This is a genomic window from Dehalogenimonas sp. 4OHTPN, from assembly GCF_040448695.1.
Lineage (GTDB): Bacteria > Chloroflexota > Dehalococcoidia > Dehalococcoidales > Dehalococcoidaceae > Dehalogenimonas.
Window position 1 is genome coordinate 212813 of sequence record NZ_CP159307.1, and the last position, 25564, is coordinate 238376.

Genomic DNA, 25564 nt, shown 5'->3' on the forward strand with positions numbered 1-25564 from the left:
CTTGAGATTAACTTCGGCGCCGGCAAGCCCCTTGGGCCGCATCGGGCGTGGGCAGTTGTCCCGCCCGATGCGTCTTTTGAAAGGGGTTCAGGGTGCCAGATTTCCGGCGCGCCGGTAAAATCGTCCGGGCTGAGGCTGAAAGCGCCGCCAGCCCTGGGCTGTCTCCGGCGGAAGCCTGCTACCAGGCGGCTTTGAAGCTTTTAGCGTACCGCGCCCGCAGCGAGGCCGAGATGCGCCAGCGCTTGAGCCGCCGCGGCTTCAGCGAAACGGAAATTGAAGCCGTTATGAACCGCCTCAAAGCCGCCGGCCTGGTTGACGACGGCGCCTTTGCCCGCGCCTGGAGCGAACACCGCGCTTCTGGCAGCCCGCGTTCGGCGTATATGGTAAAGCGGGAATTGCTGTCCCGGGGCGTCGATCCGGAGACCGCCGGGAACGCCCTGGCGGATGCCGATGACGCCGGGGCCGCCTATCGGGCGGCACTGCCGCGGTTGTCCCGCTTGAAAGCGCTCCCGGCTAATGAAGGCCGGCGGAAACTGGCGGATTTCCTGCGGCGGCGCGGCTTCGGCTGGGCGGTCATCGAAACGACGCTGTCCCGGCTTGAAGAAGAAGGCCTGACAAGCAGGGTTGACACTATTTGAAGCAGACTTTAGTATTAGCCGTTGTCCCCCAGGCGACGGCTGCCGACCAAAATCACGAATCGGGGGTTAAGATATGAATGAGTTCGCCAATCCACTGACGGTACTATTCGCCTTCCTTATCGGCACGGCCGCCGGTTCCGTTTTCATCTATCTGTCCCGGCAGCTGGTCTACAGCCGCAAGCTGAGAGTCGCCCAGCGCAAGGCGGCGCATACCGTCGCCGAAGCCCAGACCGAGGCTAAAAGCATTGTCCAGTCAGCCCGGGAAGAGGCCGAAAAAATGCGCATGGCCAACGAGAACGAGCTCCGCGAGCGGCGCACCGAACTGGCCAAGCAGGAAAATCGGGTCACCCAGAAAGTGGAAACACTGGAGCGCAAGCTGGAAAACCTGGATACCCGGGAGCGCGACCTGTTGAAGAAAGAGAAGTCCATCGACGAGGAAATGGAGAAGGTCGAGGCTTTGCGCGGCCAGGAGCAGCTCAAGCTGGAAGAGGTGGCCGGCCTGACCACCCAGCAGGCCAAAGACCAGCTCATCGAAATGGTCGAATCCGAAATGCAGGTTGAGACCGCCCGCCGCATCCGGCAATGGGAGCAGCGAATTAAGGAAGAAGCCGACGAAAAAGCCCGCAACATCATTATCCACGCCATCCAGCGCACCGCCTCAGACATCGTCGCCGAGACAACGGTTTCGGTGGTGCCCATCCCCTCGGACGAGATGAAAGGACGCCTGATCGGGCGCGAGGGGCGCAACATCCGCGCCCTGGAGCAGGCCACCGGCGTCGACCTCATCATCGACGATACGCCGGAAGCGGTAACCATCTCCAGCTTCGACCCGGTGCGTCGGGAAATCGCCCGGCTGGTGCTTTCCAAATTGGTCCTGGACGGGCGCATCCACCCGGCGCGCATCGAGGAAGTGGTGGCTAAAGCCAAAGAAGAGGTTGACGCCGCCATCCAGTCGGCCGGCGAACAGGCGGCCTATGCCGCCGGCGTCCACGGCTTACGGCCGGAGCTGATCAAAATCATGGGCCGCCTGAAGTACCGCACCAGCTACGGGCAGAACGTGCTGCAGCATTCCGTCGAAGTCGCTCAGCTGGCCGGAATGATGGCTGCCGACCTGGGCATCAACGTCAACGTCGCCCGCCGCGCCGGCTTCCTGCATGATATCGGCAAGGCCGTTGACCGCGAAGTCGAAGGCACCCACGCCGCCATCGGCGCCGATCTGGTCAAGCAGTGGGACAAGAACCCGGACGTGGTAAGGGGCGTCGCCGAGCACCATTTCGACCAGACGGAGACCTCCATCTGGGGCTTCCTGGTATCCGCCGCCGACGCCATCTCAAGCGCCCGGCCCGGCGCCCGCCGCGAATCGCTGGAAAATTACATTAAACGCCTGAAGGCGCTCGAAGAGATCGCCAACAGCTTCAAGGGCGTCGACCGCTCCTATGCCATCCAGGCCGGCCGCGAGGTCAGGATCCTGGTCAAGCCCGAGGAGGTGGACGACCTGGGCTCGATGCGTCTGGCCCGAGACATAGTGAAGAAGATCGAAGAAGGGCTGGAATACCCCGGCCAGATCAAGGTCACCGTACTCCGCGAAACCCGGGCGACGGACTACGCCAGATAGAGCGAAATCCGAGACAGAGGCGGTTTTCAAAGGAGGGGCGAAAGCCCCTCCTTTTTTATGGCCTGAATTGGTGGCAGGTCGCCCCTACTTCTTGCCCTTCTTCTCCATGTCCAGCAGCTTCTGTTTGGTCTCGACGCCGCCGGTGAAGCCGCCCAGCCCGCCGCCCTTGGCGACGACCCGGTGGCAGGGGATGAGGATAGGCAGCGGGTTGGCTCCCAGCGCCTGGCCGACGGCGCGGGCGGCGCCCGGTTTGCCGATCTCCTCGGCCAGTTCGCCGTAGCTCCTTGTCTCGCCGAAGGGGATGCGGCAGGCGGCATGGTAGACCTGCTGCTGGAACTCGGTGGCTCCGGTCAGGTCCAGGCCTTCCTTGAACACCACCGGTTCGCCCATGAAGAAATGCTTCAGCCGGTCAGCCAGGCCGGCGCCGCCGGATTCAAGCGTCAGGTCCTTTTCCTCGACGCCCAGTTCAGCTAGAGCCGCCTGGCGGTCGTTGGCCGGCAGTGTCAGCCGCTTGACGCCTTTTTCAGAGACCTCGATGCCGACCCAGCCGGCGCCGGTCTCGACCAGGCCGTATTTGCGATGGTGTGAGGATGGTTTCATCAGATTCTCCCGCGATCGCCCGGTCAGCCGGTTTCGATCTCAATCAGTTTCAGGCCGCCTTCTTCGCGTCGGAGCAGCAGGCTGACGCCGCCGCCGGGATTGCGGAACAGCAGGAAGTCGTCTTTGGTATCGTTGATGCTGTCAATGGCTCGAGCGACGGTCATCGGCTCCGGCCTGACGCGCTCGGCGTCAACGGCGACGCCGCTTGCGGCGGGCGGCGGCTGCGGCCTGGTGCCGGGGTGCCCGGCCGGGGCGAAGCGCTGGCTCTCCCGGTCGAAGCCCTGGTTCTTATTCTTGAAATCCTGGGCCTGGCGCTCCATGACACCTACCAGCTGATCAACGGCGGTGATCAGGTTGGCGGCCCGGCATTCCGAGGTCATGACCGGCCCCAGCACATCCAGAAAGCCGCGGGCGACAAAGCGGTCTTTAGCCGCTTTGGTGGATTCTTCAAACAGGTCAAGGCGCAGCTCCCGCGCCTGCGGCAGGTGCCGGCCGATCTTGCTGAACTTGCGCTCGATCTGCTTTCGGGCAGCCTCATCAAGGGTCAGATTCTTGGCGGTGATGATCGTTTCCATAGGCGTCACCTCGAACCTTTCGTTAAATTTCCCGGGCCAGGGTCAATGCCCTCACCTCGGCGGCACCGGCGGCGGCGGCAGCCGCGGCGCAGGCGGAGAGGGTCGCACCCGAAGTCGCCACGTCGTCAATCAGGATGACACGGCGGCCTTTGAGCGTATTATAACACCGGAAGGCGCCAACCACCGCACCGCGGCGCTCTTCAACGGAGGCGCTGTCAGCCTGCGGCGGCGTGGGGCGGATCTTCTTTAAAGCGTCGACAAACACCGGCAGGCCGGTCAGGCGGTGGACGGCCAAGGCCAGCAGCTCGGACTGGTTGTAGCCGCGCTCCCGGAGGCGAGACCGGTGCAGCGGCACCGGCACCAGGGCGTCGCCGGTTATTGAATTGGACTTGAGGAAATCAGCCATGAAGGCGCCGAGCACTCCGGTGATGTCCCGGAGGTTGTTGTACTTGAGCTGGTGAACCGCTTTTTTCAGCGGTCCTTCGAACCGGAAGACCGACCGCAGTTCCCGAAGTTCGGGGGCCAGCAGGTCACAGTCAGGGTGATGGTCCAGGCTCTTGCCGCAGGCGGGGCAGAAGGGCGGCGCCTGGAAAGGCAGCGTCTCCCGGCAGCGGGCGCAAAAATAGGCGCCTTCCCGGCCGCAGCCTAGGCAGTAGCGCGGGAAGAACACGTCCAGCAGCCGGTCGCGGCTGCCCAGAAGACGGCCGAACATCGGAGGTCCGGTTAAAAGTTGGCCGGATTGCGCTGGCGGTGGTTGTTGACGCCGCTGCCGATGGGTTCGTTGATATAGACGTCGCCGTTGCGGATCTTTAAGTTGTAGCCGCATTCGGGATTGGTGCAGACCCAAGCCTTGTAATGGATCGGGGCGCCCTGGTTGCCGAAGTCCGACAGGGGCACCAGGTCACCGGTTTTGCATGCCTGGCATTTGGGGAAAGTCGAACCGTCCACAGAAGCTACCTCCCAACCATAAACCTTAACGGTGAAGAAGTATAACCCAACCTCGGCGCCATATCAAGCAAAATCGGCAATAAAGTCTGAAGAATGGCAGAAAAAAAGAAGCCCTCCGGGCGGGAGGGCTTCGTGACTGGCTCGAAGGGACTAGGAGAACGGCTTAAGCGTCTCGATGATGATGTCCGAGGATTCCTCGAAGTCCATCAGCGGCTTGACCTGCCATTGGGTCATCGGAGCCAGGGGAAAGGTCAGCATAAGGCGCATCAGGTCAGCATGACTTGCCGCGTTCATGATGAACATACCGCCGCCGTCGGAGAAGCTGAAGGCGGCTTCCAGAACGCCGTCATCCTGGTGGCGTTTGACCCAGGCTTTGGCGGCGCGGAGATAATTGACCTGATCCGAGTGGCCGGCGCCGGGGATGACCTGGTGGCCGGTGACGAGATATTTCATGGGCGCCTCCTCCTCAGGACTTCGCTACTTTGAGTTCCAGCCGATAGTCGCCCTGTTTAAGTTCAACCGTCGAAACGGGGTAAGGCGTCAGCCTGAACTCGATATGGTAGTTCTTATAATCTACCACGTTAAGACCCGAAGTCAAGCCCTCCTCGACCATTGTCAGCGCGGAACTTTGTCCGGCGTGGGTGGCGGTGACCTTGATGACCGCCTCGCCGGCGCGGACGCAGACAACATCCGAAGGACAGCGCGAGTCCGATTCCACGGCATCGAAGCGGATTTTCAGGTCTTCCCCTTCGATGACCGCCGACTGGCCGGTCTTGAGGGTGAATTTCTCACCCAAGGCAGGGCTGAGGCCGCCGCAGCCGGCGGCGACCGCCGCCAAGAGAAGCGCCGGAACAACCAGCTTCAACCAGATTTTCATCATGTCCCCCTCGATAAACCAGTATTGATGATAATTATAACGCTCAACCACCGAAGCAGTTACTTGCGGGCGAACTTCAACCGCCGGGCGTTCACCGCCACGATGACGGTTGATGCCGACATCAGCACCGCGCCGGCAGCCGGGGAAAGGAGTAAGCCCCAGGCGGCGAAGATGCCGGCTGCCGCCGGGATGGCGACGGCGTTATAGCCGGCAGCCCAGGCCAGGTTCTGGACCATTTTTCCGTAAGTTGCCCTCGACAGGTCGAAGACGGCCAGGACATCCAGCGGGTTGGAGCGCACCAGGATGATGTCGCCGGTCTCGATGGCGATGCCGGTGCCGGCGCCGACGGCGATGCCGAGGTCGGCCTGAGCCAGCGCCGGGGCGTCATTAACGCCGTCGCCGGTCATGGCTACGGACAGGCCCCTCGCCTGCAGTTCTTTGATCTTGGATGCCTTCTGCTCCGGCAGCACGCCGGCGAAATACTCGTCCAGCGACAGCTCGGCGGCCACCCGGGCGGCGGCTTCCTCCCGATCGCCGGTCATCATCAGGACCCGCTTGCCCATGGCCTTCAGCCGCGCTACGGCCTGTTTCGACTCCGGGCGGATGACGTCGGCCAGGGCCAAAACTCCGGCAACAGCCCCGTCGAGGACGACAAAGACGACCGTCTTGCCCTGCGCCAGCAGCGGCTGGACTCTGGAACGGTCGTAGTCGAGTTTCAGTTCGCCGACATGACCGGGACTGGCGACCATGACGTCCCGGCCGCGGACTTTGCCCCGGGCGCCGCGCCCGGGCAGCGACTCGAAAGCCTCGACCGGGCGGGTCTCGGCGGCAGCCTCGACGACGGCGCGGGCGAGGGGGTGGGCCGAGTGGGCTTCGACGGCGGCAGCCAGGTTCAGCAGTTCATCGCGGTCGAATCGCTCATCAAGCACGGCGACATCAGTAACGCTGAACTTGCCCCAGGTCAGCGTGCCGGTCTTGTCGAAGACGACTGCGTCAATGTTTCTGGCCCGCTCGAAGGCGCCGCGGGCGCGCACCAGCAAACCGTTCCTGGCGGAAAGGCCGGCGGACACGGCGATAACCAGCGGCACCGCCAGTCCCAGGGCGTGGGGGCAGGCGATGACCATGACGGTGACCATGCGCTCCACGGCGAAGACCGCCGGCTCCTCCGAAAACGCCAGCCAGGCAAGCAGAGTCAGCAGCCCGGCGGAGATGGCGATGCCGGTGAGCCACCGGGCCGCCCGGTCGGCCACATCCTGGGCGCGGCTCTTGGAAGCCTGGGCTTCGGCGACCAGCCGGGCCATCTGCGCCAGATAGGATTCCTCGCCGGCGCCGGTGATCTTCACGGTGAGCGACCCCTCGCCGTTCAAGGCGCCACCGATGACCTTCGCCCCGGAGGTTTTTTCGACCGGCACCGATTCACCGGTGAGCATTGATTCGTCGACGGCGCTCCGGCCGTCAATGACCTCGCCGTCGGCCGGCACCTTCTCGCCTGGTTTGACCAGTACCCGGTCGCCTTTGACCAGCCTGTCGGCAGGAATATCCTCGGTCTTGCCGCCATCGGCGATGCGATGGGCTACCGCAGGCAGCAGTTTGGCCAGTTCCTCGACGGCGCGGGAGGCGCTCGAGACCGATTTCATCTCTATCCAATGTCCCAGGAGCATGATATCCACCAGAGTGGCCAGCTCCCAGTAGAAGACCTCGCCCGGGAGGCCGAAGGTCACCGCCGCGGAGTAGAAAAAAGCCACCGATATGGCCAGGGCCACCAGGGTCATCATGCCGGGGTTACGCTCGGTCAATTCCCGCCTGAAACCGAGGAGGAAGGGCTTGCCGCCGTAGATGTAGATGAAAGCTGACAGGGCGAACAGGACGTAGGCATCGCCGGAAAACCCGACGCTGAAGCCGAAAGTGTCCTGAATGAAGGGCGACAGGGCCAGGATGGGGATGGTGACGGCCAGCGAAACCCAGAAACGGCGGGCGAAATCGGCGACGGCATGGCCGGCGTGGCGGCCGCCGCTCATCTTCTGGCGGTCGCCGTGGGTCATTGTCAGCCCAGCCTGGTCTCCGGGCTTCGGCGGGGGAATCGGCATCTCTTGACCGGGGTGTTGCATCGAGCCCTGCGGCATCGAGGCGTGATTGCCACCGACGCCTTCCGTGGGGTGGTGCTGCCCGTGACCTTCAGTCATAGCCGACTCCGAATCGAGGTCGTTCCATGACTATTCTAGGCCACGGGGAGCGGAAGGCGGTAATAAAAAAGCGGCCTCTTATTGAGGCCGCTTTTTTATTGATGGGCTATTCAGGACTAATGGCAGGAGCCGCAGGAGGAAGAAGAGCAGCTGGAGCAGCCGCCGCCGCCGCCGATGCTCTGGCCGCCGGAGCCTTTAGCCATAAAGGTGGAGGCGATGCGCCTGGCCTGGCCTTTGCAGGTGGGGCATTCGGCGGGTTCTGTCGACTGGCTCATCGGGCGTAGCAGGTCGAATTTCTTGCGGCAATCCATACAGCGGTATTCGTAGATAGGCATTGTTCACTTTCCCTCTTCAAGGATATTATGTATTCTAACCCCAAACCGGCCGCGGCGTCAATTTCAAACGTTCCAGACGCATCCGGTTGTTGATTCCTGCCCGCGATATGATACTATACAATTTGTTGCCGGAAAGGTCGCAGAAAGCGGGGTAAAAGAGATGATTTTCGTTCTTTTCTTTTTCATCATGGTCGCCGGATACGCTTTCCTGGAGTATTACTTCCGGAAACACGGCGCCCGGGTCACCATGTACGACCGCTTCGTGGGCGGCGTCGGCGGCATATTGCTGCTGACCGGCCTGTGGGTAGTGCTGGATCAGCGCGACCAGCTCGACCCGCCGGCATCTTACGTCTTCATCACCATCACCATGCTGCCGGCCATCGCGCTGGGCGCCGCCGCCTGGCTGGCCATCACCCGCCGGCACTAAACCGGCATCGCCGCCGGGCCTCGCCGCTCCCCGCGGGCGTGGCTCAGGCGAATCATGATATAGGTGATAATCTTATACTTGTTTGCCAGTCCGGGCGATATTCTGTTATATTGACGCGTATTTTTGTAAGCGTGGCGGCTATTTGAACTGGGCACAGATTCTATTTAATTCGGCGGTTACCGGCAGCCTGTACCTCATCTCAGCCGTAGCGCTGACGCTTGTGTACGGCCTGGCCAAGTTTCCCAACTTCGCTCACGCCGAGATCATGTCTCTGGGCGGCTTTATCGGCTTCTGGGTGACCGAACAGCTTGGGGCGCCGCTGCCGGTGGCTTTCGCGGTGGCTTTCGCGGTCGCCGGCATCGTCGGCTACCTGTCCTACCGCGGCATTTTCAAGCCGTTGACCGACCGCGGCGCCAGCCTGATCCACCTGATGGTCGCCTCAATGGCCCTGGGTTTTATCCTGCGCCACACCATCGGCGAGATATGGGGCTTTTCGCCGCTGACCCTGTCCATCGTCTGGCCGGCCTATGATATCGGGCCGCTCCGGGTCACCCTGAACTGGATTATCCTCATCATCACCGCTGTGGCCGTCGGCGTCGGCCTGCACTTCATGCTGACCCGCACCCGGATCGGCAAGGCCATCCGGGCTACCGCCTCCAACCCCCGCCTGGCGCTATCATCAGGTATCAACACCACCCGTGTCCTCATAATCACCTGGTTCGTCTCCGCCGGCCTGGCCGGAGTGGCCGGGCTGTTCCGCGGCGTGGAAACGAGGCTGTCGCCGTACCTCGGCTGGGACATCCTGCTGCCGACATTCGCTGTGGCCATGCTCGGCGGCATCGGCAGTTTTTACGGCGCCATGGCGGCGGCTCTCATAATCGGCCTGGCGGAGAACGTCGGCGTGGTGCTGCTGGCCGAGGCCGGACTATCCACCGAATACCGCATGGCCATCCCGTTCGTCATTCTGATCGCTGTCCTGATTTTCAGGCCTCAGGGCCTGGCCAAGGCCTTCAAGGGCAATTGACGATGAATAACCAAGATACAAGATACAATAACCAAACAATTTCCAGTACTCAAATACAAATGACCAGGCGTCTGGGATTTGGTCAGAGTAATTTGGCTGGGGTTTCAGGCTAAATGGACCCGATTCTCATTTACGGCTTGAACGCGCTGGTTTACATCGGCATTTTTGCCATTGTAGCCCTATCGCTGAACGCTGAATACGGTTACACCGGGCTGGCCAGCTTCGGCAAGGTGGCGTATTTCATGATCGGCGCCTACAGCTTCGCCCTGCTGGTCCAGGCCGGAGTGCCCTGGCCGCTGGCGATGCTGCTGTCCGCCGGCATCGCATCGCTCTTCGGCCTGCTGGTGTCCCTGCCGGCCATCCGCCTGCGGGAAGACTATCTGGCTATCGTCACCCTCACCTTCGGCGAGATCCTGCGCATTTTCATCAAGGCCGAAGACTGGCTGGCCAACGGCGTCTGGGGGATGAACATCGCGCCGTCCTTCGCCGCGGGCAATTTTTCGCTTGGGCTGCTGCTCAATCTGGCCCTGGTAGCGGGGATTCTGGCGGCGTGCTTCTTCTTCATGCAGTTGCTGGCCAACTCGCCCTTCGGGCGCATTATGCGCGCCCTCCGGGAGGACGAGATCGCCGCCGACGCTATCGGCAAAAACCGCATCAAGTACAAGGCCCAGGTGTTCATGATCGGCTCGGCCATGGCCGGCCTGGGCGGGGCGCTGTTCGCCAATTTCGTCGGTTATATCTCGCCGGAGTCATTCCTGCCGATCATCACCTTCACTATCTGGATGATGGTCATTCTGGGCGGTCCCGGCTCCAATATCGGCGTCATCGTCGGGGCGGCTGCGGTGCAGCTTTTCGAGCGGGGCACCATCATCCTGAAGGACTATGTCGACCTGCCGGTCGACCCCACCAATCTGCAAAACATCCTGTTCGGCCTGATTATCATCGTCATCCTGATGTACCGCCCCAGCGGTTTGTTCAAGGAGAGCAAGATCAATACGCTCGGTACGAGGAGGGCCATGCGGTGGCTGAACCCCTCCTCAAAGTAGAGAACCTGGTCAAGAACTACGGCGGATTGTGCGCCGTGGACGGGGCTTCGCTGGAGGTCGGCCGAGGCCGGTTCGTCGGTCTGGTCGGCCCCAACGGCTGCGGCAAGACGACGCTCCTGTCCTCGATTTACGGCCTGCGGCCTTCGGACGGCGGGCGCGTCACTTTCGCCGGCCGCCACATCGAAAAGATGGCCCCCCACCAGATATTCGACCTGGGGATGGGCAACGCCTTCCAGTTCCCCAGGCTGTTCCCGACGATGACCGTCCTCGATAATATGATCATCGCCGCCCGCAATCAGCCCGGCGACAACCTCTGGAATTCACTCTTCCGCCGCGGCAGATGGCACCAGGACGAAGAGCGGCTGGCCATCCGCGCCATGCAGCTATTAGAGCTTTTAAACCTGTCGCACCTGACTTTCGCCAAGGCCGGGGAAATGTCCGGCGGCCAGCAGAAACTGCTGGAGATCGGCCGGTCACTCATGGCCGAGCCGGAACTGCTGCTCCTGGACGAACCGGCGGCCGGCGTTAATCCGGTGCTGGGCAAGCAGATCTTCGCCGAGCTGGACAATCTTAAGCGCGAAAAGGGCATGAGCTTCCTCATCATCGAGCACCGGCTGGAGCTTTTAATTTCCTATACCGACTGGGTTTACGTTATGGACCGCGGCAAAATCGTCCTCCAGGGCGAGCCGGAGAAGGTCATCAACGACCCCATCTTCTTTGAGGTCTATATCGGCGCCTCAGCCGCCGGAGGCGCCAGATGAACGACATCCTGACCGCAACCGGAATCGTCGCCGGCTACGGCGATGTCCATATCGTCAACGGTGTATCGATCCGGCTCGAAAGCGGCGGCAACGTAGCCATCATCGGTCCCAACGGTTCGGGCAAGTCCACGCTGCTTAAAAGCCTGCTGGGCTTTGCGCGCCTGTTTGAAGGCGCCATCGTCTTCGACGGCTTGGACATTACCGGCCTGTCCTCCGACCGCACCATCACCATGGGCCTGGGCTACGTGCCGCAGACCGACAACGTCTTCCGCAACCTGACCGTTCAGGAGAACCTGGAGATGGGCGCCTTCGTCCGCCGCGACGGCGGCATCAAGTCAGATATCGCCCGGATGTACCAGCTTTTCCCGGAACTGGAACGGCGGCGGAAATTCTATGCCGGTTCGCTTTCAGGCGGCGAGCGGCAGATGCTGGCTATCGCCCGGGCGATGATGGCCAATCCGCGGGTGCTGCTGCTGGACGAACCGCTGGCTTCGCTGTCCCATAAAGCGGCGGAGGGCATTCTGGAAAAGCTGCGCTTGATCAACGAACAGGGTACGGCGCTGATCACCATCGAGCAGGACACCCGCCGCATCCTGGCCTTCGCCCGGCGCGCCTACGTGCTGGTCGGCGGGCGGCTGGCTCTGGAAGGCGAAGCGGCGACCATCCTGGAGAACGAGGAGGCGCGCAAGCGTTATCTGGGTTTGAGCGGCTGAACGGCGGCCGGGGTTGAATCCGTTAGACATTAATTAGCATTCTTGACACCGCGCGATGCCAGCGTGTATCATCAAACGTCACTTTACTAAATTTGGAAAGGGGGATTTCATGCTCAAAAGGTTACTCGTCCTGGTCCTGTCGCTGGTGATGGTATTTACCTTCGCCGCCTGCGGCGATGACAGCACCACTAATCCCACCGGCACCACCTCCAAGCCGGATGTCAATCTGGGCGCGGTCATGGACCTGACCGGCGCGCTGTCCGGCATCGGCTCCTCACTGGCCGACGGCATCCGCCTGGCGGTCAAACAGGCTAACGCCGCCGGAGGCATCGACGGCGCCAGGATCAATCTCATCGTTGAAGACGGCAAGACCGATCCCACCGCCGGATTCGAAGCGGTCAAGAAGCTGGGTACGGTCAACGGCTGCAAGGTCATTATCGGCCCCATGATCTCCGGCGCGGTGCTGGCCTCCGGTGAATGGGCTGCCCAGAACAAGGTACTCCTGATCTCGCCCTCAGCTACCTCCCCGGCCATCACCAATCAGGCCTGGCGCCAGTACTTCATCCGCACCGCCCCCTCCGACACCCTCCAGGGCAAAGCTATGGCTCAGCTGGTGATTGACGCCGGCTATAAGAACGTAGCCATTGTCGTCCAGAACACCCAGTACGGCGTCGGCATCGCCGATACCGTCACCAGCCTGCTGGCGGGTAAAGCGACGGTCGTCAGCACCGTCAAATACGACCCGACCAAACTCGATTACCTCTCCGACCTCCAGGCGGTGAAATCCAAGAACCCGGACGTGGTCATCCACGCCGGCTACGAGGATGACGCCGTCATCATCTTCAAACAGGCCGCCCAGGTTGGTTTGGATTCCGCCAAGTGGATCACCTCCGAAGGCGTCAAGGCCGACAAAACCATCGCTGACGCCCAGGCCGCGGCCTTCATGGCCAAGGTGGTTACCGGCACCAACCCGGTAGCTCCGGCCGGCCTGGCTCTGGCCGCGACCTACGCCGCCCAGTACAAGGCGGAATACAACCGCGACCCCGGCACCTACAACGACACCGTATATGACGCCACCAAACTGGCCATCGCCGCCATGCAGAACGTCGGCACGACCGATGCCGCCAAGATCTCTGCCGAGGTCCTGCGGCTGGGCAAGAACTACGCCGGCGTCTCCGGCACCATCACCTTCGACCAGTACGGCGACCGCACCACCGCGACCTTTGAACAATGGAAGGTCGTCCAGAGCGGCGCCACCTACAAGTACGAGCAGATCAAGCTGATCAACCAGTAAGACTTCGCCCGAGGTTCTGAAGGGGGCGTTCTTCATGTGAAGGACGCCCCCTTTTTTACGTCCGCACCAGCCGTCCATTGCCGCCAGTCAGCAGCGTTATGCTATAATGCCCCTTTAGTCGGAGGCGGAAAGGCTCTGGTGGGCCTCGCGGTCTTCAAAACCGTAGGCGGCGGCGCAAACCGCCGCGGGGGGTTCGATTCCCTTCCCCTCCGCCATTACCCCGATCTCGGATGAAAGGGGGTGAGCCGCATGAAACGCCTGACCGAATACTCCGCGTACTCCGGCTGAGCGGCCAAGATAGGTCCGGGTGACCTAGCTAAAGCGCTGTGCGGCTTGCCGCTCAAGTCATACCCCGAGGTGCTGGTCGGCCTGGAATCTCCCGACGATGCCGGGGTCTATCGGCTCACGCCTGATATCGCCATCGTCCAGACGATAGACGTCATCACCCCGGTGGTGGATGACCCCTTTGCCTTCGGGCAGGTGGCGGCCGCCAACTCGCTGTCCGACGTCTACGCCATGGGCGGCAGGCCGGTGACAGCCATGAGTTTCGTCGGCTTTCCCACCGGCAAGATAGAGATCGAGACACTTCGCCTGATTATCGAAGGCGCGGTGTCAAAGCTCGACGAGGCCGGATGCGCCCTGGTCGGCGGCCATTCGGTCAAGGACGACGAGATCAAATTCGGCCTTTCCGTCACCGGCATTATCGATCCCAAAAGGGTGCTGACCAAAGGCGGAGCCAGGCCGGGAGATAAACTGATTCTAACCAAGCCGCTGGGTACCGGCATCCTACTTACCGCCCTCAAGGGCGGGCAACTCGACGAGGCGGCCACAACCGCGGTTATCGCCCAGATGTCCGCCCTGAACAGGGCTGCCGCCGAGGCGGTGAATGAACTGGGCGCCCATGCTGCCACCGACATCACCGGTTTCGGGCTCCTCGGTCATGCCGCGGAGATGGTGACCCAGGGCGGAATCGGGTATAGAATGAACTGGAGAGCGATTCCGCTGATGCCCGGCGTCGAGGGCTGGGCCAAAGCCGGGCTGGTGCCCGGAGGGGCTTACTCCAACCGGGAATACCGCCAGGGACTGCTTGACATTCGATTTCCGGCGGAGGAATGGATGCTGGACGTGTTGTTCGACCCGCAGACCTCGGGCGGACTGCTGATCGCCGCGCCTGCGGGCATCGCTGATGAGATAGTTAATCGCATTAAAGCCAGAGGTTTCCCGGCCGCTGCCATCATCGGCGAGGTCGTCGCCGAACCCAAAGAACGAATAATCGTCGCAGAATAGAGGCTGAAAATTGCCCAACGAAAATCAGAGCGAACTGCGGAAAATCCCTTCGGTCGAGAAGGTTCTTTCTGACCCGGCGCTGGCGCCGGCTATCGAGCGCTATTCCCATCCGGTGGTCGCGGCGACGGTCCGGGATGTCGTCGACCGCATCAGGGAGCATGCCGCCGGCGGCGGCAAGGTGCCGCCGTTTGAGGCTGTCGTCGAGATGGTGAGTTATCATCTGGCAGCCGAATGGCCCGGCTTACTTGAGCCGGTAATCAATGCCACCGGCATCATTCTGCATACCAATCTCGGCCGCGCCCCACTGTCCCCGGCAGCCGTCGAGGCGCTCTCGAAGCTGCTGGGCGGCTACTACGCCCTTGAACTCGATCTGGCGACGGGCGAACGAGGTGTGCGTGCTCAGTCCATGGAAAAGCTGCTGGAAATGGCCACCGGCGCCGAGAGCGCCCTGGTGGTCAACAACAACGCCGCGGCGGTTTTGCTCGTCCTGTCCACCCTGGCCAGGGGCCGGGAGGTTATCGTTTCCCGGGGCGAACTGGTGCAGATCGGGGGCGGTTTCCGGGTGCCGGAGGTTATGGCCGCCTCGGGCGCCATCCTGCGCGAGGTGGGCACCACCAATCAGACCTTCATCCGGGACTTCGAAGCGGCGGTTTCCGATCAGACAGCCATGCTCCTTGCCGTTCACCGTTCTAATTTTGCTATCCGCGGCTTTTCCCACGATGCCGCGCTGCCGGAACTTAAAGATCTGGCCAGGCAGTTCGACCTGCCGCTGGTCTACGACCTGGGCAGCGGCGCCATAGCCGATACCGCGGCCTTCGGGATGAGCCACGAGCCGACCGTCGCCGAGGCTCTGGCAGCGGGCTGTGACATCGTCTGCGTCTCAGGCGACAAGCTGCTGGGCGGACCCCAGGCCGGCATCATCCTGGGGAAAAGGGCATATATCGACCGCCTGCGCAAGAATCCCCTGCTGAGAGCCCTCAGGATCGACAAATACGCCGCCATAGCCCTTGCGGCGACCATTCTCCAGTACCTTAAGGGACAGGCCGCCGAACTGCCGGTCTACCGCATGATGGCCGAGACGTTGGAAAGCCTGGCCCGCCGCGGCGATGACCTGGTCGAGAAGCTGGCCGCGGTCGGTTTCTCCGCCGAAGTCGTCGACGGGGAAAGTCTGGCCGGCGGCGGCTCCCTGCCGGACGAGACGCTGCCGACGCGGCTTGTCTCCGTCGAGGTCAAGGGCTCGATTGACGATTTCTGCCGCCGGCTGCGGCTGGGCTCGCCGCCGGTGCTGGGCCGGGTCCACGAAGGCCGGTTCGTCATCGATCTGCGGACGGTTTTCCCGGCGCAGGATGAGGCGCTGGCGCATGCCATGGGAGCGGCCGGGAAATTCTAAAACCTCTTCTTGATGATTCGCGGGGAAAAACCCGTACTGAGGACGGTTGATTGCTCACTTTAGGAACCGCCGGCCACATTGACCACGGCAAGTCGAGCATCGTCAAGGCGCTGACCTCCATCGACCCTGACCGGCTGCCGGAGGAAAAAGAGCGCGGTATGACCATTGACCTTGGCTTCGCCTGGTTCGCTTTACCTTCCGGCGAGAAGGTAGGTCTGGTGGATGTTCCCGGCCACCAGCACTTCGTCCGCAACGTCATCCCCGGCCTCACCGGCATCGATGCCGTCATGCTCGTCGTGGCGGCGGACGACGGCTGGATGCCTCAAACGGAAGAGCATCTTCAAATTATCGATTTACTGGGAATCAATCGAGGCCTGGTCGTCCTGAACAAGATGGATCTGGCCGAGGCCGACTGGCGGGATATGGTCAAGGCCGATATTGCCAGCCATCTCGGCGGCACCTCCCTGGAAAGAGCCCCAATCATCGGGGTCTCGGCCAGAACCGGCGCCGGCATCGACAGCCTCAAAGCGGCGATCGAAGATCTCGCCCGCGACGTGAGGCAGGAAGACGCCGGCAAGCCGCGCCTGCCCATCGACCGGGTGTTCAACATCAAGGGCTCCGGCACCGTCATCACCGGCACCCTCCACGGCGGGCATCTTTCGGTCGGCGACGAGCTGACTATCCTGCCCCGGGGGCTTTCCGCGCACGTCCGCGGCATCGAGAGCTACAGGGAGCATCTCCAGCAGGCGGCCCCGGGCTCCCGCGTCGCTTTGAACCTGTCTGGAGTTAAAAAGGACGAGCTGGAACGCGGCGATATCATCGTCCGGCAGGGTCAGGAGACGCCGCTGTCTCGCTACCTTGATGCCGACCTGACGCTGCTGCCTGTGGTGAAGCAGCCACTTAAGACCGGCGCCGAAGTATCGCTTTTCTTCGAGACGGCGGAGCTGCCGGCGCGGGTCATCGCCCTGGAAGGCAGGGAGGTAATTCCCGGTGCCCCGGCGCTGGTGCAACTCAGGCTCGACCGCGAAGCCGCGGCGACCATCGGCGAGCGCTTCATCCTGAGGAAAAGTTCACCAGCCGAAACCATCGGCGGCGGCAGGATCCTTGACCCCGCGGCGGAGCGCTATCAGCTTAAAAATACCGCCGACCGGCTGGCGCGCCTGGCCGCCCGCCGGAGGCTCGATGCCGATTCCATTATCCGCACCGAGCTTTCCAAGACTCATTTTGCTTTACGGCGGGGCTTTTTAAGAGCGGCCGCCCTGAATGAGGCGGCTCTGGGCCGAACGATCGAGGCAATAACCAAGAAAGGCGACATCCTGCTGAAAGGTGAATACCTCATCGGCGGGTCCTTCTGGCAGGAACAACAACAACGCGTGATCGCCAGCCTGGCCGCGGTACACCAGGCTGAGCCTTTGAAAAAAGGCCTGCCGCAGGCCGAGGCGGCGGCCAGGCTGCCGGTGCCGCCGGAGCTGTTCGCCGCCTTGATTGATGAACTGGCCGGCCAGAAGAAGATCATCCGCGCCGGCGACGTGCTGGCGTTATCGAACCACAAGCCGGCGCTGTCCGGCAGCCAGGAAGAAATTGAAAAGCGCATCCTGGCGGAGACGGAAAAGGACCCGGCCGCGCCGCCGACCCGGACCGAGCTGCTGCAATCGGTGCCGGAGGCTTCTTCGGTGCTGCGCTACATGCTGGAGCAGGGCAAAGTCATCGAACTGCCGGACGGCATCCTGATGACGGCTGCCCTGTATCGCGCCACCCGGCAGAAGGTTATCGACATCCTCAAGTCAAAAGGGCAGATCGCGATTCAGGACATGACCGCTCTCACCGGCTTCTCCCGCAAGTATTCCATCCCCTTCCTGACCAGGCTGGACCAGGAAGGCATCACCAGGCGCCAGGAGAACGTCCGGGTGCCGGCGCGCAAGCTGGAGTAATAAACCGGGGCGGAATCTTCCGCCAAAAGAAAGCCGATTAAAAATCGACTGGCGGCACTGTTACGCCTGGCGCGGTCGTTGGGGGAGGCGTCGTCGGCGGATTAGTGCTGGCCGGCGGCGGAGTGGACACCGGCGGCGCGGTCGTCGTCGCCGGAGGCGGGGTGGTGGTTGGAGGCCGGGTGGTGGTAGCCGGCGGGCGGGAAGTCGTGGGAGTGGGCGGGGTGAAGGTAGCGGTGGGTTCGGGATTCAAAGCCACGCTGACGCTGAACACCAGGCTGATGACAGCGGCGCCGATTATCGGGGAGGTTACTAACAGGCTTTTAGTTAAAGTGCTGTCTGCCATGGCCACTTCCCCCTTTTAATTCAGGACGCGGCTGCCCTGGCCAGGTTATAGAAGCCGCTGGTAACATGGCTCTTCATGTTTTTATCGATCAGCAGCGCCTGCACTCCCGGCAGTTTTTCAAACAGCGCCAGCGAATCGGAAACGCCAAGCACCATTGCGGCGGTGGCCATAGCATCGGCGTAGGTCGTGTCAGGCCCGATCACCGTGGCCGAAGCCACCTCTCTGGGTGAGTGCCCTATCCGGGGATCTATGATATGGTGCCAGGAATAATCAGGGGTGAAGGCGTTTTCGTAATCCCCGGATGTCGCCAGGCAATCGTTGGACGTCGAAAATACCTCATAGTAGCCGGCCATCGCCCTGGGATGGGTCAGACCGATCTTCCAGGGCTGGCCGTCCTCCCTCATGCCCCGGAGAGCCATATCGCCGCCGGCTTCAACCAGCACCTGGGTCAAGCCGCGGGCGCGCAGCAGGGCGGCAGCCTGGTCGACGACAAAGCCCTTGGCGATGCCGTCAAGGGTGATGCCCATGCCCGGCGCCGCCAGTGATACGCGGCGGCCGTTAATTTCTATCAGAGAGTGCCCCACCTTCTCTCTGGCTGCCTGAATATCTCGCTCGACGGGCGGGCTGCCGCCGTCGGCGAAACTCATGGCATACAGATCCAGCAGGGGCAGCACGGAAACGTCGAAGGCTCCGCCGGTAATTTCGGCGAAGGCGCCTGCTTTCTGCACCACTCCCAGCAGTTCCGGAGAGGCTGATTCGATGAATCCGGCACGGTTGAGGATAGAAAGCTCGCTGGCCGGGTCATGGCGGGACAGGATGGCCGAGAGCCGCTCGATTTCGGCGAAAGAATCGGCGATGGCCGCTTTGGCCGGAGCCTCTTCGGTTTCGATGATTTTTATGCTGATGAAGGTACCCAGGAGAGCCCTGGTTTCGCTGACCTCCCGGGCGGCGCCGGCTTGAATCAGTTCCCTGACGCCGAGACCGCCCAGGGCGATCACCCCGGCGCCGACGGCGCTGAGGCGTACAAAATCCCGTCGGGAAAGCGGCTTGTTCATATTTGTTCCTTTGACATCGGCATGACTACTCAAACGCCTTGAGCAACACCACGGCGGCGACCAGCACCGCTCCGGCGGCAACCAGGATGGTAAGCACATTTGCCAGGAGTTTGCGGCGGGCAGCCTGGTCTTTCGTTTCGGCCTCTTCGGCGCGTTTCCGGGCTGAGGCGTAGCCGCCGCCGGGCACGATGGCATTCCACATGCAGCTTTCGATGCAGCGGCCGCAGAAAACGCAGGCGCGGGCATCCAGCTGGTAATCACTCAGATCGTAGGAGAGGTCGCATTTCAAGCAGCGGGCGGCATCCGCCATTGCCGGCCCGGCGGTCAATGTCTGTTCCGAAGCGGCCAGCGAACCGTCGGCAATGCGCACGTGCTTGACTTCAACCGGTGACGGCTGCCGCTTTTTCACCTCCCGGATCGGGGTCAGCGCCCCGGCCGATTCCGGCGGCGCCAGCGACTGGTCCAGGTTGCCGCCGCCGCCCAGGTATTTATCCGCCATGGATGCCGCCCAGCGGCCGGCGGCGATTGATTCTATCACCGAGCGCTGCTCATTCACGGCGTCGCCGATAGCAAAAACGCCGTCCCGGCAGACCTCAAGGTCGCCGGCAGGCCGGTCGCCGGATTTGCCCAGGGCTGAGATAACCTTGTCAGCCGGGTAATCCTCCTCGGTGCCCGGCAGCGGGTCCCAGTGCAGTTTGCCGTCCCGGTCGTATCCGAAAGCTCTGATCTTCTGGCCCGTCACGCCGGTGACTTTGCCATTTTCACTGGTGACTCGATAAAACAGAGACGAGGAATGGACGACAACACCTTCGGCCAGCGCCTCATCAACTTCCCACGAATCGGCTTCCCGGCCGCCGATATGTTCCTGGCCGAAAATATGAACTTCTTTGGCGCCGGCGCGGGCTGCGGCCAAGGCAATTCGGAAAGCCAAGCTGCCGCCGCCGAGGATGTTTATCCGCCGGGCTAATTTGGCGGGTTTGCCGACCTCCAGAATCTGCTGCCAATCAGCGTCCATGATACCTTCGCCATCAATGACGCCTTCGTCGCCGGAGCCGGGAATGGGCAGTTTCAAAGACTTGCCCCAGCCGAGGACGCCGATGGCCAGCACCGCGGTGTCGAAGCCCTGCTTGAAGAGGTTTTCAACGGAATCGACTCGGCTTCCGGTGCGGATGTCCACGCCAAGGCTTTCGATAATCTCGATTTCCTGACGCATCACCGTCTTGGGCAGCTGGTATTCGGGAATGCTGGAAAGCATCTTGCCGCCCTTGTCCGGCAAAGCTTCAAAGACAGTGACTTTATGACCGAGCAGCGTCAGAAAATAGGCGGCTGACAGGCCTGCCGGGCCAGAGCCGATGACGGCGGCTTGTTTACCGGTCAGCGGGGCGATTTTCAGGTTTTTCCGCCACAAGCCTTTATCGTTCTCGGCGGCGATGCGCTTCAAAGCCCGGATCTGGAGTGAGCCTTCATATTCGCCGCGCTGGCATTTGGATTCGCAGGGACGTTTGCAGATATGCCCCAGTACGTAAGGGAACGGCGCCCGCTCCCGAATCACCGCGGCGGCTTCATCGTACTTGCCTTCGGCGATGAAACGGACGTAACGGGAGACGTCGAGGCCGGCGGGGCACGCCTGGGAGCAGGGAGCGGCGCGCAGCCGCTTTTTAAGAGTGTCGGTACGGCTGACGGTGATGGCTTCCACCGGGCAGGCGCGGCTGCAGCGGGCGCAGGCGGTACACTTGACCTCGGACCATTTGAACTCTTCGTGGGCGCCGAAGTTCTTGAGCCTGCGTCCAACAGCCTCAGCCGGGACTACCGGGACGTTTTTTCTGTCATTTTTAGCCAATTTTACTCCGTCCTCCCCGGGATCAGCGGGCGGTGAACCGTCCGATGGCGTTGACCGTCCAGGTGCGGATTTTAAGCACGATGTCCATGGTGGCGCCTACCGGGCACAGGAAATGACACCAGAAGTCATAGATGAAAAGGCTGACGCCCAGGGTGGCGATCACCAGCAGCCACTGCGACAGGTTGCCTTCAAGGCTGAAAACGGTATTCCATGGCTCGATGACCGATATCTGCGGCTGGCGGGAGATGAAAACAAACATCACCAGCGCCCAGAGGATGACATAGCGGGCGTTACGGAGCAGCAGCTGGCGCCGGGAGACCGGCCGCACCTGGCTGCCGCCCAGGAAATGGGCGCCTTCCTGGAGAGCGCAGTAGGGGCAGACCCAGAAGCACCAGAAATTCTTGCCGAATATGACGGCCAGACCCAGGATGCCGAAGACCATGATGTACAGCAGCGGGTTGGTAGCCGGCGAAGGGGCGAACCCGATGGGGAAGACGAGGAAGTTAATCAGCGACAGCATCGCCGAGAGCCAGATGCCGAAAAACACCAACCCGTAGACCAGCATGACATAGCGGGGCCAGCGTTTCTGCCGCAGCCCCGGCACCATCCTGAAGACGACGACCAGTGCCAGTCCCAGAAGCAGGACTATTTCCGGGGCGCCGAGCTGGATTGGCTGCTTGGGCCCGACAAACGGCTGGCCGAGGTGCTCCGCCAGCAGCAGGCGGCCTTCATAAACGCCCTCGGCGACGCCGTGGGAGGAGCGGGTGGCCCCGGAGGCGGCGTTGATGTCCTCGTCGAGGGTGAACGGGTCAAAAAACTCCCGCCCGATATATTGAGCAAAATACTGGGCGGTGTAGAGGCGGTTGTACCAGGCCGGGGTTTCCTCATGCTGGGGAACCTGGATATTGGTGATTGTACCGTCCAGTGTCCAGGCGACCAGGACGATGATCGGACCGCCGTAGCCCTGCCCCTCTCCGGCGGTAACGTAGCCGATTGGGCCGGCGCCGTTGGCGGCGGAGTACAGGTATTGCCCGTCAGCGGCTTTACTGGTGATGAGCTCAAAGCTGGCGGCTTCCGGCATCACCTCCGGCAGGTAGCTGTCAACATCGGTCTTGATGTTAAGCTGGCCGAAGGCCCAGGCTCCCAGCAGACTGACGACGGCACCGATAATAAGGACTTTTTTACCGTGGAGCTGCCAGAAACTGCCTTGTGTCAATTCGGCCCTCGCTTCCTTGCCCAGCCGCCACCGCCCAATTAAGGTTATTATTTCTAATGCAAAATCTTGTGTCGGCAGATTATAAATCTGCCGGGATGCGGTGTCAATACCGCGAAGAATAAAGATGAGTGATTAATACCAGTTGGGTATTCAAACACCGGAATATTTAGCGTGGTAAGTACAAATCTTAATAAAAAATACGCATAAATGCTTACTGGTACTAATACCAAGGTACGATGTTTTTTTACGCCCTACTAGTCATAATGACGGAAGTTAAAATTCCGTAACCATATTAGTTAAGAATACATGCTAAGGAGGTTAGAACCGCAGAATAACAAAAAATGGAAACGCGAAGGTGACCTCAAATTAGTGGATTGAAAATACAAAGGAGTAAGAATGAGCAAGTTCCATGGTACCTTAAGTCGCCGCGAATTCATGAAAGGCCTTGGCATTGCCGGCGCCGGGCTGGGAGCCGCAAGCATGGTAGCCCCCGCGTTTAACGACCTTGACGCAATGGTCGCTTCCAAAGCGGGTCCGCTTCAGAAGTATCCCTGGTATGTGAAAATCCGCGATCAATATGACTTCACTGCTCCCCATGATTGGAGCAGAGCTACCAGAACCGACCAGCGCCACACCCTCCAGTGTTCCTGGCAGGGCACGCCTGAAATTGATGCCTGGTTAGATGACCGCGATGGTGCAGGTCAAGCCAAGAAGCAGCAGGACGAGAAAGCGGCTTATGATAAGAGAGGCTTGCAGGATCCCAAGGGCTGGCTTGGAATCCGGAACGTTGCTTTCAAGACCTTCATGAATAAGAATAGCAACGAAGATACCCCATATGGCTTTTTACCCCCCAAGACCACCACTCCTGAACAGCGCGGCATCGCCAAATGGCAGGGTACCCCGGAAGAAAACTCCCGGATGATCAAAGCCGCCCTGAACATGTGGGGCGCCTGCGATGTGGTGTTCCACGAGTTGGACGATGTAACCCGCAATTTTATCTTTACGAACGATTTCCACGACGGCAAGCCCTACGTCTGGGAAGATGTACCGGTCGGATATGAGACTGGTGATACTGCCGCCACCAAGAGTCCCCGCGCCGGCAAACGCGTCCTGGCCAATTCTGCAAAATGGGTCATCAACTACTCTCTGCAGATGAGCAACGACTCTATCGACAACGGCCTTAGCGACCGGCGATATGGTCACGGTCGAACTATGCAGCGCCAGATCCAAGGTATGTTGGCAGCGTTAGGCTATCAGGCATACGGTCCGTTGGACTATACCAACAACTTCTCCGAAAACGTGGCTTTTGCCGTGCTTGGCGGTACGAGTGAAATCCTTCGAAGCTACATTTCCGGTTCGCCTATTTATGGATCTTCGCTCGGAGTCGCTGCCGGAATTGTTACTGATCTCCCTCTAGAACCGACATTCCCGATTGATGCTGGCATGAGGCGCTTCTGCTTTGATTGTATGAAGTGCGCCGAACTCTGCCCTGGCGGCGCTATCAGCCGCAACGGCGGCGGTCCCAACGCACCGATCGTCCGCGAGCCGAGCTGGGAGGGCATTGGTCCGTGGAACCGCTGGGCTAACCGTACAGCCTTTGATGCAAAACACCCTGAGTTGGGCAAAGTTGATAACAAGAACGGATACCAGGGCGTCAATGAATCTGGCTTCTATGAGCACTGGTGGTTCAGCCCGGCAGATTGCAACCGCAGTGTCGGTATCAATATGTGCGGTTCATTCGGCTGCGGTACCCGATGCGTCTTTGGACGCGGCACTGAAGCTATTATTCATGAAGTGGTTAAAGGCGTATTATCCTCAACCTCCATTTTCAATGGCTTCTTCCGAGACATGGACGAAGTCTTTGGGTATCCGATGTACAACTATGGTATCGATGGCGAGGGCGTACCGGAGCAACTAGAGAGGTTCTGGAGCCTCCAAACCAATACCCCCATTTACGGCGTCGATACTACCCGCGGCGGCCAGCGCGGAATGTAAATCCTATCTTTCGGAATATGGAACCGGCCGGGCAACCGGCCGGTTCTTTTTTGACCATCCTGAACTCGGCTTATATAATCTTCCATATCGCTTAAAATCCGCTGAACACCCGTACTGAATCTGGATCGGGGAAAATTGTGAATTTAGTAATCGCCAGGTCATGCACCAATACCTGCCCGTATTGTTTTGAGGTGTCCGAACGGGAAAAAGGAAAACAGAATCTGATCTCGGCGGAGAACGCAGTCAAAGTCGCAGAGTGGGCAAGGCGTGCCAATCTGGCGGCTCTTTCTTTCCTTGGCGGAGAACCATTTCTTCACCCGGAGCTGGGTAAAATGGTACGGCTGTTTCGGAAGGCCAGCCCGAATACAAATCTCAGGGTCCTGACCGGCGGCGTGTTTAACAAGGACCTTTTGGAAACACTTTCTCCACATGATGTGGGTTTAGTCTTCAATGTCAATGAACCGCGTGACTATCAGAATCCGAAGCATTTCAATAAGGTCATCAGAAATATCGAGCTGGCCATCAGCCGCGGTTTCAATGTTGTATTGGGATTCAATGTTTGGCGCCTGGATTTCGATACCGGTTTTATGCCTGGACTGGCGGCCCGCCTGGCGCGGACGAAATTTTGTTGGACAGTCGCCAATCCGATCAAAGACCATCGGTCGAACGTCGTCAGCCGCGAAGAGTATGCACGGCTGGCTGATCGGTGCTTCGAAATGCTGCGGATTGCGTCGGGATATGGATTAGAGGCAATGCTCGACTGCCCGGTCCCGCCCTGCTTCTTCAAGGACTCGCAGCTTGGCTGGATTGCCCAATACCACCCTAAAACGGTGGCGAATCTTGGCGTCTGCAATCCGATCATGGATATTACGCCGGAACTTGAGGTGATCCGGTGTTTTGCCCTTTCCGGGATGCCGCGGATAAAGCTGGTTGATTTCAACAACGAACGTGAGATTCGGGAATGGTTTGTTAAGAATGTGGATGACAGGCTTCTTCAAGGCGGATGCTTTGATGAATGCGCTTCCTGCGTGCACTTTTCCGCCGGCCGGTGCTACGGAGGCTGTCTGGCATGGCATTCGCAAGTCGGCGACGCCGGCGCGAAACCCTTAGCCCTGCAACTTATTGAAAATATGGCTCAGGCTTTGGAGAATGAAAATCCCGAACTGGCGATTGAGTACTACTCAAAAGCAACCAACTGGATAAAAACTGATATCGCCAAGTACTCCGCAGCCGTAGCCGCCTCTGAATTGGGTCACTGGCGGCGCGTTCTTGCCTTTGCTACCGAAGCTGACCAGATGACCGCGAACCGCGAGATGAAAGAAGAACTTCGCAAGCTCTTGGCGGACCTGCCATCAGAGGTGTTTGACCAGTCAGTATCGGGCGACCCGCGGATGCTATCTTATGTTAATTGTCCGCAACCATCGACCGTTGGCACTACTCCAGCGCCGCCAGCTTGCTGAAAATCACCGCC

Annotated in this window: 25 protein-coding genes and 1 tRNA gene; 15 read left to right on the forward strand and 11 right to left on the reverse strand. The window is 60.8% G+C overall.

Annotated elements, in window-relative coordinates; translation table 11 throughout:
• The first annotated feature begins 92 nt into the window (after window positions 1-92).
• Window positions 93-638: a regulatory protein RecX gene (locus ABV300_RS01085; protein ID WP_353714730.1), complete on the forward strand. Its 546-nt coding sequence runs from the start codon at window positions 93-95 to the stop codon at window positions 636-638.
• A gap of 73 nt (window positions 639-711) precedes the next feature.
• The gene (rny, locus tag ABV300_RS01090) at window positions 712-2253 is read left to right on the forward strand and encodes a ribonuclease Y (protein WP_353714731.1); all 1542 of its coding nucleotides are present in this window, start codon (window positions 712-714) and stop codon (window positions 2251-2253) included.
• Window positions 2254-2337: 84 nt separating this feature from the next.
• Here the strand turns inward: rny and ABV300_RS01095 are convergent, their stop codons facing one another.
• From ABV300_RS01095 to ABV300_RS01130, 8 genes are all read right to left on the reverse strand, one after another.
• Window positions 2338-2853 carry a methylated-DNA--[protein]-cysteine S-methyltransferase gene (locus ABV300_RS01095; protein WP_353714732.1) on the reverse strand — a complete coding sequence of 172 codons (516 nt, stop codon included), beginning with the start codon at window positions 2851-2853 and terminating at the stop codon, window positions 2338-2340.
• 23 nt (window positions 2854-2876) lie between these two features.
• Window positions 2877-3428 (reverse strand): HPF/RaiA family ribosome-associated protein, encoded by a 552-nt coding sequence (locus ABV300_RS01100; RefSeq protein ID WP_353714733.1) that lies wholly within the window; start codon window positions 3426-3428, stop codon window positions 2877-2879.
• 22 nt (window positions 3429-3450) lie between these two features.
• Window positions 3451-4140: a ComF family protein gene (locus ABV300_RS01105; protein ID WP_353714734.1), complete on the reverse strand. Its 690-nt coding sequence runs from the start codon at window positions 4138-4140 to the stop codon at window positions 3451-3453.
• A gap of 11 nt (window positions 4141-4151) precedes the next feature.
• The gene (locus ABV300_RS01110; protein ID WP_058438378.1) at window positions 4152-4376 is read right to left on the reverse strand and encodes a hypothetical protein; all 225 of its coding nucleotides are present in this window, start codon (window positions 4374-4376) and stop codon (window positions 4152-4154) included.
• Between the two features lie 150 nt (window positions 4377-4526).
• Window positions 4527-4829, reverse strand: coding sequence for a muconolactone Delta-isomerase family protein (locus ABV300_RS01115; RefSeq protein WP_353714735.1), 303 nt, complete (start codon window positions 4827-4829; stop codon window positions 4527-4529).
• A gap of 13 nt (window positions 4830-4842) precedes the next feature.
• Window positions 4843-5256: a hypothetical protein gene (locus tag ABV300_RS01120; RefSeq protein WP_353714736.1), complete on the reverse strand. Its 414-nt coding sequence runs from the start codon at window positions 5254-5256 to the stop codon at window positions 4843-4845.
• Window positions 5257-5312: 56 nt separating this feature from the next.
• Window positions 5313-7436: a copper-translocating P-type ATPase gene (locus ABV300_RS01125; protein WP_353714737.1), complete on the reverse strand. Its 2124-nt coding sequence runs from the start codon at window positions 7434-7436 to the stop codon at window positions 5313-5315.
• 116 nt (window positions 7437-7552) lie between these two features.
• Entirely contained in the window at window positions 7553-7771 is a 219-nt protein-coding gene (locus ABV300_RS01130; RefSeq protein ID WP_058438372.1) for a zinc ribbon domain-containing protein, read from the reverse strand.
• A gap of 160 nt (window positions 7772-7931) precedes the next feature.
• Between ABV300_RS01130 and ABV300_RS01135 the strand changes: the two genes are divergently transcribed.
• The 11 genes from ABV300_RS01135 (at window position 7932) to ABV300_RS01185 (ending at window position 18006) form a co-directional block, all read left to right on the forward strand.
• Complete coding sequence (locus ABV300_RS01135; RefSeq protein WP_058438371.1) at window positions 7932-8198, forward strand: hypothetical protein; 267 nt, start codon at window positions 7932-7934, stop codon at window positions 8196-8198.
• Window positions 8199-8340: 142 nt separating this feature from the next.
• Window positions 8341-9222 carry a branched-chain amino acid ABC transporter permease gene (locus ABV300_RS01140; RefSeq protein WP_353714738.1) on the forward strand — a complete coding sequence of 294 codons (882 nt, stop codon included), beginning with the start codon at window positions 8341-8343 and terminating at the stop codon, window positions 9220-9222.
• 113 nt (window positions 9223-9335) lie between these two features.
• Complete coding sequence (locus ABV300_RS01145) at window positions 9336-10268, forward strand: branched-chain amino acid ABC transporter permease (protein WP_058438369.1); 933 nt, start codon at window positions 9336-9338, stop codon at window positions 10266-10268.
• Window positions 10244-11029, forward strand: coding sequence for an ABC transporter ATP-binding protein (locus ABV300_RS01150; protein WP_353714739.1), 786 nt, complete (start codon window positions 10244-10246; stop codon window positions 11027-11029). The genes ABV300_RS01145 and ABV300_RS01150 overlap by 25 nt, the downstream gene beginning before the upstream one ends.
• Complete coding sequence (locus ABV300_RS01155; RefSeq protein ID WP_353714740.1) at window positions 11026-11742, forward strand: ABC transporter ATP-binding protein; 717 nt, start codon at window positions 11026-11028, stop codon at window positions 11740-11742. The genes ABV300_RS01150 and ABV300_RS01155 overlap by 4 nt, the downstream gene beginning before the upstream one ends.
• A gap of 109 nt (window positions 11743-11851) precedes the next feature.
• Window positions 11852-13036, forward strand: coding sequence for an ABC transporter substrate-binding protein (locus ABV300_RS01160; RefSeq protein ID WP_353714741.1), 1185 nt, complete (start codon window positions 11852-11854; stop codon window positions 13034-13036).
• Window positions 13037-13156: 120 nt separating this feature from the next.
• Window positions 13157-13251 (forward strand) — tRNA-Sec (locus ABV300_RS01165).
• A 25-nt stretch (window positions 13252-13276) separates the two neighbouring features.
• A complete protein-coding gene (selD, locus tag ABV300_RS01170) occupies window positions 13277-14323 on the forward strand; it encodes a selenide, water dikinase SelD (RefSeq protein ID WP_353714742.1) in 1047 nt (348 codons plus the stop codon).
• Between the two features lie 10 nt (window positions 14324-14333).
• On the forward strand, window positions 14334-15713 hold the full coding sequence (gene selA, locus ABV300_RS01175) for an L-seryl-tRNA(Sec) selenium transferase (RefSeq protein WP_353714743.1): 1380 nt from the start codon (window positions 14334-14336) through the stop codon (window positions 15711-15713).
• 50 nt (window positions 15714-15763) lie between these two features.
• Window positions 15764-17644, forward strand: a complete 1881-nt coding sequence (selB, locus tag ABV300_RS01180; RefSeq protein WP_353714744.1) for a selenocysteine-specific translation elongation factor — start codon at window positions 15764-15766, stop codon at window positions 17642-17644.
• A gap of 104 nt (window positions 17645-17748) precedes the next feature.
• Window positions 17749-18006, forward strand: a complete 258-nt coding sequence (locus tag ABV300_RS01185; protein ID WP_353714745.1) for a hypothetical protein — start codon at window positions 17749-17751, stop codon at window positions 18004-18006.
• A gap of 1 nt (window position 18007) precedes the next feature.
• Here ABV300_RS01185 and ABV300_RS01190 read toward each other — a convergent pair whose 3' ends face one another.
• The 3 genes from ABV300_RS01190 to ABV300_RS01200 are packed head-to-tail and all read right to left on the reverse strand — an operon-like array spanning window position 18008 to window position 22098.
• A complete protein-coding gene (locus ABV300_RS01190) occupies window positions 18008-19042 on the reverse strand; it encodes an FAD:protein FMN transferase (RefSeq protein WP_353714746.1) in 1035 nt (344 codons plus the stop codon).
• Window positions 19043-19067: 25 nt separating this feature from the next.
• Window positions 19068-20882: an FAD-dependent oxidoreductase gene (locus ABV300_RS01195; RefSeq protein ID WP_353714747.1), complete on the reverse strand. Its 1815-nt coding sequence runs from the start codon at window positions 20880-20882 to the stop codon at window positions 19068-19070.
• A gap of 22 nt (window positions 20883-20904) precedes the next feature.
• Window positions 20905-22098 carry an FMN-binding protein gene (locus tag ABV300_RS01200; protein WP_353714748.1) on the reverse strand — a complete coding sequence of 398 codons (1194 nt, stop codon included), beginning with the start codon at window positions 22096-22098 and terminating at the stop codon, window positions 20905-20907.
• A 396-nt stretch (window positions 22099-22494) separates the two neighbouring features.
• Between ABV300_RS01200 and ABV300_RS01205 the strand changes: the two genes are divergently transcribed.
• Both ABV300_RS01205 and ABV300_RS01210 read left to right on the forward strand, forming a co-directional pair.
• On the forward strand, window positions 22495-24093 hold the full coding sequence (locus tag ABV300_RS01205; protein ID WP_353714749.1) for a reductive dehalogenase: 1599 nt from the start codon (window positions 22495-22497) through the stop codon (window positions 24091-24093).
• A 134-nt stretch (window positions 24094-24227) separates the two neighbouring features.
• Entirely contained in the window at window positions 24228-25553 is a 1326-nt protein-coding gene (locus tag ABV300_RS01210) for a radical SAM protein (RefSeq protein WP_353715342.1), read from the forward strand.
• Window positions 25554-25564: the final 11 nt, after the last annotated feature.

Bases quoted from the DNA above. Each gene is read 5' to 3' on its own strand.
- rny (WP_353714731.1), top strand. From the start codon at position 712: ATGAATGAGTTCGCCAATCCACTGACGGTACTATTCGCCTTCCTTATC.
- ABV300_RS01095 (WP_353714732.1), bottom strand. From the start codon at position 2,853: ATGAAACCATCCTCACACCATCGCAAATACGGCCTGGTCGAGACCGGC.
- ABV300_RS01100 (WP_353714733.1), bottom strand. From the start codon at position 3,428: ATGGAAACGATCATCACCGCCAAGAATCTGACCCTTGATGAGGCTGCC.
- ABV300_RS01105 (WP_353714734.1), bottom strand. From the start codon at position 4,140: ATGTTCGGCCGTCTTCTGGGCAGCCGCGACCGGCTGCTGGACGTGTTC.
- ABV300_RS01115 (WP_353714735.1), bottom strand. From the start codon at position 4,829: ATGAAATATCTCGTCACCGGCCACCAGGTCATCCCCGGCGCCGGCCAC.
- ABV300_RS01120 (WP_353714736.1), bottom strand. From the start codon at position 5,256: ATGATGAAAATCTGGTTGAAGCTGGTTGTTCCGGCGCTTCTCTTGGCG.
- ABV300_RS01125 (WP_353714737.1), bottom strand. From the start codon at position 7,436: ATGACTGAAGGTCACGGGCAGCACCACCCCACGGAAGGCGTCGGTGGC.
- ABV300_RS01130 (WP_058438372.1), bottom strand. From the start codon at position 7,771: ATGCCTATCTACGAATACCGCTGTATGGATTGCCGCAAGAAATTCGAC.
- ABV300_RS01135 (WP_058438371.1), top strand. From the start codon at position 7,932: ATGATTTTCGTTCTTTTCTTTTTCATCATGGTCGCCGGATACGCTTTC.
- ABV300_RS01145 (WP_058438369.1), top strand. From the start codon at position 9,336: ATGGACCCGATTCTCATTTACGGCTTGAACGCGCTGGTTTACATCGGC.
- ABV300_RS01155 (WP_353714740.1), top strand. From the start codon at position 11,026: ATGAACGACATCCTGACCGCAACCGGAATCGTCGCCGGCTACGGCGAT.
- ABV300_RS01160 (WP_353714741.1), top strand. From the start codon at position 11,852: ATGCTCAAAAGGTTACTCGTCCTGGTCCTGTCGCTGGTGATGGTATTT.
- ABV300_RS01190 (WP_353714746.1), bottom strand. From the start codon at position 19,042: ATGAACAAGCCGCTTTCCCGACGGGATTTTGTACGCCTCAGCGCCGTC.
- ABV300_RS01205 (WP_353714749.1), top strand. From the start codon at position 22,495: ATGAGCAAGTTCCATGGTACCTTAAGTCGCCGCGAATTCATGAAAGGC.